We start from the raw sequence: 9,185 nt of genomic DNA, 5'->3' as shown, positions 1-9,185 counted from the left end.
TCACTCTTCACAGTATACGAAAAAATCCGCTGCCAGTAATCAAGTTTTTGATTACCAACAACAGATATTTTAGAACCAAAAAAACACGCTGCACAACTGGTAGCGTGTGAATAATTTAATTTTAAGAATTAAGTTGTTTTAAGCCTTCAAGAGCTTTTCGACGGCATCCTTTAACTTGCCCTCGTCCATGTTCATGTAAGGTGCTACTTCGTCAGACGTCTTAGTCGTATCATGATTGTCGTCATCCATGAAATGATTCCAAATTGCATCCCGAACAGGTAACTTGGAGTCACTCCAATCAAATACGTCGCTCATTGATTCATCTAAAATACTAGTCTTTTCAACTGCTGCAGCCATAAAAAACAACTTCCTTTCTTTTATTTGGAACAACTACATTATAGTTCAATTTTCGGAGAGTGATCACTTTTTGTTCGTGTAACCAAAAATAATTCAGTTTATCTGTTGGTCATTGGTTATGAACATCATTTCAGCGTAAAAAAAATGAGTCCTAAGACCCATTCTTAAGTGTTGTCCTATTTACCCTGATCCTTCAACGCTTGTTCCAATTCGTTGATTCGTTTCTGTTTCCGACGAATATACCAAATTAATAACAAGATAATTAGCAAGATTAACAAGATCAAACTAATGATCAATAGCCATGGCGTTTGTTTCTGCGTAATGACCGCTTTTTGATTTAATTTTTTAGCTTCGTTGCTGGTAATTTCAAAGTTCTGTTTGAACGTCCAATGTTGTTTCTTAGACGTGACCTTGACGACCCCGGTATATTTTCCCGCCGACAAGGTCTTATCGCCAACTTTTAATGGCATTTTGTAGATTGAATCAGGTGCCATTTGACCATGCGCCGTTTTTTGTTGATAAACCACTTTGCTGCCACCACGTTTGTAAATCTTAACATTAGTCGCAACTTGATTTAAGAAAGCGGCAGTATGATTTTCCAATGGAATCGTGATGGTATTGCGCGCGTTAACTAACTTTGCCTTGATCTTGCCCAAGGTCAAGTCGTTCTTGGTCAAATCATGATCACCGTGTAAAACGACCGCAATCGTATAAGCATACTGATTATTGATAGCCATGCCGCCACTCGACTTACCTTTTTCAGTTGGTTTCAAGAATGTAATTCCACCAGCTAAGACACCATTGAAACTTTCAGATGGCATCTTAATTTGATAAGTAATTGTCTTAGTTTGGCCACCTGCAAGTTGGATTTTTTCAGTTGGAGTCGTAATCAGCTTACCCAGGTCCGCAGGTAAATCCACACTCTTATTGGCTACTGCTTTCTGATAATCAACCGCCCCACTAATACTCGTGGTCGCTTTTGAAACCGACGTATTGATCGTCATGGCTTCTTTGCTCGTATTTTTAACTTTCACTGAAACAGCTTCTGTTGTCCCTGGTTTCAGTTTCAAGTCAAAATACGACGCGCGTTTATCGACTTGTTTTGACGAAGCAACTGGTGACACCGTAAAGCCAACATTGTTAGCTTGCACGGAAACACTCCCAACGAACGCCATCACACTCATGGTCGCTAACGCAATTAAACTTTTAAGCCTCTTTGATAACAACTTCTATCACCCCAAATTTTATAGGAAAACGGCTCTAGTCAAAGTATACCATGCGTTAATGCTGGTTCTCCCAATGTCAACTTATTTTTAATCATTGATTGGTGTCGCACCCAAGTTCCAAAACAATGTTGTCGTGTATTTCGAACCAGCTAGCTTGATAGCCGATTGGGGAACATCTAGTGTTGAAGTATCGTAGACGATAGTAGTTGTTCCTAAGCCAGCGTCCGCTTTAGCGCCAGCTATCATCGTACTTGCTGTCGGTGTCAATGGAATTGAATCCGCTATTAAGGTTGGTGCACCGCCCGCCACATTACTAGTGTCTAAGACACCATTTAAATTGATTGCTGCACCTTTCAATTCTTTAGCATCCGTCGTATCACCATTTTTAAATTGCGCTTGTTGCGTCACACTTAAACTCCAACCAGCACCAGTCCCACGTAAATCAGAAACTTTTACACCTGAATTAGCCGTTTGGTTATTATATGTTTCTTTCTGGTCAGTAATCTTATTGGACCCAAAATCCAACCCAGCACCAGTAGCATCCAAGGTCAAATCACCACCAGTAAATGAAACTGTCCCATCAGATTGACCCGTTGCCGCATCAGCTGCATTAGCTGTAACTGCGGTACCACCTAATAATGTTGCAGAAAGCAATAAACCTAAAAGCATCTTTTTCATGATGTTGACCCCTCTTCTTTTTGTCTGTTACTCAACTTTAACTAATTAAATCTGAACCTCTGGATGAAGCCTGGAAATAAGCTGTTTTGGCCTGATGTTTAAGCACCTTTAACATTCAACTGACAGCCGCAGTTTTTGGATACATAAAGACGCTGAATCTCAATCAGTCCTGCACCCTTCAAATCTTTGCTTCAGAGAACGCTATCATCTTTAGCAAAAACACACTTGGCCGTGTCAACTGTGACTTGTGTTCGTTAATTGAACTAGTCAACATGCTGTATTCATAACCACGCCTTTATATTAACATATTTAACTATACGTTCAAGTACTTTTACTAATTTTTTCGAAATAATTATAAATAACTATTTTTTATGTTATATTCCTATTGGTTAGGTAATCATTTATCTATAAATGTGTTTACATTTAGCCGTTTCTCACCACTCATTGAGCAATTGGGATCACTATAAACAGTCCCCATTAAGGCTGACTTTTTAAACCAATATGCTACTTGTGTTTCGATAATAATCCTTGTTTTAGTTGACCCAACCCTTGTTATACATTTTTCTATTCGGGCTACTTATTTGCCACCCCCTCGGTCAGACCCCATTCAAGTTTACCCGTATATTGTTCAGCGCGAACTTGGTTACCAGTCACCTGAAGTTTTAGACCGGTACTTTCTGATAGCCAGTCACCAGTAATGGTCACCGGATCACGACTGGTACTCGTCTGCGTCATAATTGGTACGGACTCATTTTGACCGATTTCGGTCAGACTGGTCCCATTTTGATAGTACAATTTAGCCCCAAGATTAGTGCCACTACTGTCACTCACAAAACCAGCATCGAGCAATTTTGCCGTAACGGTCCATTCTGAGCCACTGCGTCGGGTATCCTGCACGCTGATGCCAGACCCAACTGATGTCAATGGAATACTGGTCTCGCCGGCCGTAATCGCTTGCGTTTTAAAACTCATGGTCGGCGTCACCGCGGCAAATGACACGATCCCGGTATAACGGTAATTGACATTAATCACATCTTTAGCATAAGTTCCCGACGCATTTTCCGGTTGTTCCTCGATGACATCGCCATAACCTGCGATTGTAATCGGCTGGGTTTCATATGCGGTGCCAACTTCACCATAAATGGTTTTCGGTGGGGTAATCTGCTGCCCATCACTGTCTAAATAGTTAATGATCACGGTCCCATGTTTGGCCCAGTAATAGTCACCCGCTGGCATCGTCTCACCATCGTAATTCCGCATCAGTTCAGCAGATGAATAGTATTTACCATCTGACCCATCTTCGTAACACCATTTACCAAAATACGGCGGCGTTGAATTTGGTGCAGTTAAGCCAGCATTGGTGTCATAAAACCGAAATTTTGGTCCCAACTTAAGATGTCTGATGCTATATGAAGTGTAAAACATGTTCGCCCAATTGGTGGTCGCTTGGTTATCCCAATTATCCAGATTCAGATCAGTTAACTCTTTCATGCTATTAAACATGCCGCTAGTCGTCTCAACTTTGCTGACGTCAAAATGACTCAGGTCCAATTTTTCAATGGGCGCTCCTACAAACATACTACTCATTTTGGTCACATTGCTCGTATCCCAGCCTGAAAGATCGATCGACGCTATTTGACTACGCACAAAAGTTGACGCCATATTAGTCACCTTGCTTGTATTCCAGTGACTCCCGTTGGTATTGATATCCACCGTTGGCACAGCCGAATAGGCAAATAAGCTGTCAAGCGTTGTCACATTACTTGTATCCCAATCGCTAATTTCAATTTCGGTCGATTTGGAATAAGCAAAAACTTCTTTTAAAGCCGTGACCTTGCTGATATTCCAACTCTGTAAATCCAATCGTTGAACATTACAGTTATAGAATGCTTCATTAACGTTGGTCAGGCTATCAGTCTGCCACTTGTCAAAATTCAAGGTCAAGTTTGCGGTCCCCATGCTGCCAAAAGTTTGTTCAAGTCGCGTAACTTTACGAACATCCCAATTGTCAATCGGCAGTGTTTCCAACCCCTTGCACCCTTGAAAAAGAGCATACATTTCCGTCACATTACTAACATCCCACTTGGAAACATCAATAGTTTTAAGCAGTGGACAGAGCGCAAAGACCCGTTCCATATATTTCACATGAGATGTATCCCACTTGGAAACATCAATTGAAGTTAGACTACTACATTTGTAAAAAAGATTCGTAATTCGCAAAACATTTGGAAATATCCAGTTTGAGACGTCGATCCCATTGAGTGCCGAACATTGATCAAAGAGATAAGTCAAATCTATTGCACTTTCAAATTTCCAATTTTCCACATCAATCGTTTGTAAGCTCGTACAAGCTGAAAAGGCATACGAGAATAACGTAATGGTTGAAACATCCCAGCTACCGACCGATAGTGCTTTTAAGCTAGTATTACTGAAAAACATCGCGGTAATATTTTTGACCCCGGTCATATTGAAGTTCTCTAGTCCTTCATAAGCTGTCACCGATTTTAACTTTGCAAACAAACAATTGTAGCTTGCACCAGGAGCTGCGGTAATTTCACCGTCAATAACCACTTTCGTAATTGAGTCGCTTAAAGCCCCCCAAGGCGACTTCCCGTAGCTGACCATATTCACATTTTGGTAAGGCTTCAGGCTATCACCAAAATCACCACCGCTTAGATGTAACTCACCAGCGTCGTTGAGTGACCAAGTAACCGTCCCAAATGATTCAGGAATGGTCGCTTCATCCGCTAGCACGGTCGCTGCTTTCGTTAGGGCCGTTTTTTGCTCAGGTTTATCGTTACGAGTTGGCTCACTGGTAGCACTACTAGTTTGTGAGCTCGATGTTTGACTTGTCGTCTCACGACTTGACTGACGACTAGTACTACTTTGACTGCTTGCCGGATCCTCGGAAGTTGCGTCAGGACTGTTAGCCTCAGCCGGAGCGGCATTAGCTGTTTCCATACTACTTGTGCCTGACAAAACTTTATCAGTTGCCGCATCGGTCTTAACAGTCGTCGTCGGAAGCGCCGTTTGAGCGCTGGCCGAGATCAGACTAGCTGTCAGTGGCAGCGTTGTCATTGTTAAGGTCGTCAAAATAATCATTGTAAAATTGATGAGCGAGCTTCGTCTCATTGCTGCCACCCCCCAGTTGATTTGTCGGCAAACTCGCATAATAGTTCACTTAGCCATTAATAGTGCTCTCGTTATATTAACATGTTTAACTATCTGTTCAAATATTCGCACTTACCATTTTAAATCGGTCAGGGTTAGGCACTAGCATAGGTTTTAACAAGGCCACTATCCTTAGCCCTGACTACTAAAATTAGTCTTGGTACGCAAAGTTGCTTAATAATTCAGCCATAAAATTGTACAAAAAAAGACGACCGCCACAGTCGCCTTTAAAACTTTATTTTAGATAAATTGATTTCAGCCCCGCCAGATCACTGGCCGTCAATTGCGATTGGCCCTGACTAACTGGATACATGACTGATTTTAAATCCGTACTGTGATCTAGACCGAGGGCATGCCCTAATTCATGCACTGCCACTGCATCACTGAAAGCCATAGTATAATCACCATTTAAACTAGCTCTGGCTTGGTTATGACTACTTGTTCCTTGCAAGCTGACCCGCGAATAGATCTTCGGACCACCTTGGCCGAGTTCGATACTCGTTTCACCCTTTGGCATCTTCTTGTGATACAAAGCGAATTCAATCGAGTTGTCACCTTTGGCTGCTGTTCCGGCAACGAGGTGTACTAATCCCGTGGCATTATATTGCGCAATCGCATCCTTAAAAACTTGTCTGCCGGCTGAAGGCAAATCGGAATCAAAGTAATAATAGTACGTTTTTGCTAAGTTAACATCTTCGACGATCGATTCAATCGGGGTGGGCGTCACGGTCGTCGTCGACCCACTAGTCGTTGACTGAGTCGTCTGCGCCCGACTCGTTTTAGGCGCAACTTGCTGAGTCGCTGTGCGCGAAGAGCCAATCGTCGCGTCATCTGCCTCAGTTCCCATTTGCTTACTGCCGAGTTGACCGGATAAAGCGGCAGCTAACTTTGACTGGGTATAGCCAGCAGCGGCCCGTACTTCTGGTACTAGGGTCGTCCGATTTTGGAATCCCCAGATAACTGCTACGATCAAGGCAACTGACCATAACAAGCGTTTAACAAATTTCACAGCATAAGCTCCTTTATTGATAACAATAACTAACTATCAAACATTAACCAATAGTTAGAGTTTAGTTATACCACAATCGACACCTTAATTGGCCATAATTTACAATCTAGTTCAAATCTTTACACTTTTTAAATACATGAAACACCGTTAAGTTTCACTTTTCACGGTACAAAAAAGACGTCAGCGTTAGCCAACGTCCATCACCCCTAGTACCAGCTTAGCTAGTCACCACTAATGCGTAGTGGCACCAGGAGTACCAATTACCATAATTATTTTCATATTTTACGCCATTTCATTTACCACGGTTGGTTCGTTGGTCCTACCGTAAATTCACTAATCGTCGTATCCGCTGGCTGGTCAATGGCAAACGCCACAATGTTCGCGATACGATCAGGGTCAATCTGGTATTGGTCATATAAGGCGCCCATCCCCTTTGCCACTTGCGAATCGGTAATGGTTGCCAATAATTCTGACTTGATTGCCGCCGGATAAATCGTGGTCGTCCGGATATTGCTTTCGGCTTGCGCTGATTCTAACCGTAAAACTTCCATTAAATCACGGACAGCCCATTTGGTTGCGCCATAAACGGCGCCGCCAGGATAAGCTTTCAGACCCGCCACGGACGACGTGGTAATAATCTGACCCACTTTTTGTGCCTTAAACGTTGGTAGAATCGCCGCGATCCCATTCAAGACCCCTTTAATGTTAACGTCTACCATGCGATTCCACTCGTCCGTTTTAAGCTCCGCTAATGGTGAGTTGGGCATCAGCCCGGCGTTCAAAAAGAGAACGTCTACTTTGCCATAAGTGTCTTTAGCGAACTGGACTAGTTTTTGGCTGGCGACCGGATCAACAACATCCGTGACCTGATAAACCGCTTGACCGCCTGCTTGTTCAATCTTGGCGACTAGTTTTTGTAACTTACTTTCACGACGGGCACCTAAAACTAACTTAGCCCCTTTGTCAGCCAAACGTTTCGCAGTCGTGGCACCAATGCCACTAGAAGCGCCAGTGATCACAACAACTTTATTTTTGATCATAATGATTTTCGGCCAATTTAATCTTGCGTAATGGTCGGGCGGGATTGCCAACAACAACCGTATCCGCTGGCACATCCTTCGTCACAACGGCACCCGCCCCTACAATGGCGTGCGCCCCAATCGTGATGCCTGGCAAGACGATCGCACCAGCACCGACCCAAGCCCCCTGCTCAATATGAATGGCTTGCGGGTGGACTTGTCGCCGATAGCGTGGATCTTCCAAATGATTGACCGTAATCAAACTGACTTTGGGGCCAATCAAGACGTCATCCGCCAAATAGATCCCGCCCATATCTGTAAACATGCAATCCTGATTAATAAAGACCCGTTCGCCAATAAAAATATGGCGGCCAAAGTCACTGTGAAATGGCACTGAAAGGTTGCTACTCTCCGCTAATGGTTGCGGAAGAACTTGATTTAACAGTGCGCGCTGACCCGCCTCAGTTTCATTAAACTGATTATATTTTGCTAACAAGCGCTTATTTTTATAAGTCGTTTGCTCGATAATCGCCCAAGTTGGTGTCATTACCGAAACGGGCTCACCATTTAATACGGCTTGTAAAGTTGCTTGAACTTTCGTTAACATCTGCACGGCCTCGACTTTCCCTTGTAATTAACAAAATCCAGTATAAGGGCGTGATTAATATATGTCTAATGCTTATGTTAAATGGTAAACTATACAGATAAGTTATATAAGGAGTGGATTACATGGAACTACGCGTTTTAAACTACTTTTTAACCGTCGTCAATGCTAAGAATATTAGTCGTGCTGCCCGTCAACTGCACGTTTCACAACCCACAGTCTCACGACAGCTACAAGCACTGGAAGATGAACTGGGGGTCCCACTTTTTGAGCGTGGCAGTCGCGAGATTCAGCTCACCTCAGATGGCCTTTATTTGGCAAACCAAGCCCGCCAAATCATGGCGCTTGTCGATAAGACAGTAACCAATATCCACCAGACCAAAACGATCAGCGGCACAGTGTTAATTGGCTGCGGCGAATCACAAATGATGACAACCGTTGGACAAACGATCAACACGTTGAAACACGAACACCCTGGCATTCAAGTCAACTTATTCAGTACTGACGGCAATACCGCCACAGAACGCCTTCAAACCGGCGTCTTCGATTTTGCTATTGTGATGACGCCCTTGATGGATCAACGCTATCATTTTCTGCGCTTACCCGGCGCGAGTCGTTGGGGATTACTATTGCCAAATAGTTCCCCGCTAGCCCGTCAGACTACCATCAGTGCGGCCGAGTTGACCAAAATCGATCTCATTACCCCGCAACAAAATGGCATCAATGAGCTTTTCGAAAACTGGCTCGGTCACACTACCGACGACTTTCACGTGATTTCGACATATAACTTACTTTATAATGCATCGATTCTAGTCAACGCTGGCGTTGGTGCGGCGCTCTGCCTGGATAATATTATTAATACCAGTCATACGGGATTAACCTTCGTTCCCTTAGCACCCCCGATTGATTCAAAGGCAAGTTTAGTTTGGCTCAAGGGTCGCCCGCTATCCGAAGCAGCCATTGCATTTCTGAACCAGCTAAAAACTAATGTTGAAGATCACTAAAATACCTGCAAACATGATAAAAAGGCGCTTGCTTACAAATTGCTATAGTCCCCTTAAGGTTGACAGATGAAAAACTATAATTCATCTATCAATCTTAAGGGGATTTTATTATGCCTA

At 43.3% G+C, this 9,185-nt stretch carries 8 protein-coding genes; 1 reads left to right on the top strand and 7 read right to left on the bottom strand.

Annotated features, from left to right (window positions below; all coding sequences use genetic code 11):
* Window positions 1–138: 138 nt before the first annotated feature.
* The 7 genes from FFM70_RS13640 to FFM70_RS13610 all read right to left on the bottom strand — a co-directional run bounded on the left by FFM70_RS13640 (window position 139) and on the right by FFM70_RS13610 (window position 8,067).
* Window positions 139–357, bottom strand: coding sequence for a P8 family protein (locus FFM70_RS13640; protein WP_137617387.1), 219 nt, complete (start codon window positions 355–357; stop codon window positions 139–141).
* A gap of 176 nt (window positions 358–533) precedes the next feature.
* Window positions 534–1,541 (bottom strand): WxLIP family cell surface protein, encoded by a 1,008-nt coding sequence (locus FFM70_RS13635; RefSeq protein ID WP_137617389.1) that lies wholly within the window; start codon window positions 1,539–1,541, stop codon window positions 534–536.
* Between the two features lie 129 nt (window positions 1,542–1,670).
* The gene (locus tag FFM70_RS13630; protein WP_137617386.1) at window positions 1,671–2,261 is read right to left on the bottom strand and encodes a WxL domain-containing protein; all 591 of its coding nucleotides are present in this window, start codon (window positions 2,259–2,261) and stop codon (window positions 1,671–1,673) included.
* Between the two features lie 573 nt (window positions 2,262–2,834).
* On the bottom strand, window positions 2,835–5,393 hold the full coding sequence (locus FFM70_RS13625) for a BspA family leucine-rich repeat surface protein (protein ID WP_171002385.1): 2,559 nt from the start codon (window positions 5,391–5,393) through the stop codon (window positions 2,835–2,837).
* Window positions 5,394–5,667: 274 nt separating this feature from the next.
* Entirely contained in the window at window positions 5,668–6,441 is a 774-nt protein-coding gene (locus FFM70_RS13620; RefSeq protein ID WP_137617384.1) for a matrixin family metalloprotease, read from the bottom strand.
* Window positions 6,442–6,737: 296 nt separating this feature from the next.
* On the bottom strand, window positions 6,738–7,481 hold the full coding sequence (locus FFM70_RS13615; protein ID WP_137617383.1) for an SDR family oxidoreductase: 744 nt from the start codon (window positions 7,479–7,481) through the stop codon (window positions 6,738–6,740).
* Window positions 7,468–8,067, bottom strand: a complete 600-nt coding sequence (locus FFM70_RS13610) for a sugar O-acetyltransferase (RefSeq protein ID WP_223877508.1) — start codon at window positions 8,065–8,067, stop codon at window positions 7,468–7,470. Before FFM70_RS13610 ends, FFM70_RS13615 begins: the two co-directional genes overlap by 14 nt.
* A gap of 122 nt (window positions 8,068–8,189) precedes the next feature.
* On the opposite strand from FFM70_RS13610, the gene FFM70_RS13605 reads away from it, so the two are divergent.
* Window positions 8,190–9,068 carry a LysR family transcriptional regulator gene (locus FFM70_RS13605; RefSeq protein WP_137617382.1) on the top strand — a complete coding sequence of 293 codons (879 nt, stop codon included), beginning with the start codon at window positions 8,190–8,192 and terminating at the stop codon, window positions 9,066–9,068.
* Window positions 9,069–9,185: the final 117 nt, after the last annotated feature.

Origin of the sequence: Lactiplantibacillus nangangensis (assembly GCF_005405065.1) — a bacterium.
GTDB classification, from domain to species: Bacteria; Bacillota; Bacilli; order Lactobacillales; family Lactobacillaceae; genus Lactiplantibacillus; species Lactiplantibacillus nangangensis.
This window is presented reverse-complemented; position numbering and strand designations above follow the sequence as displayed.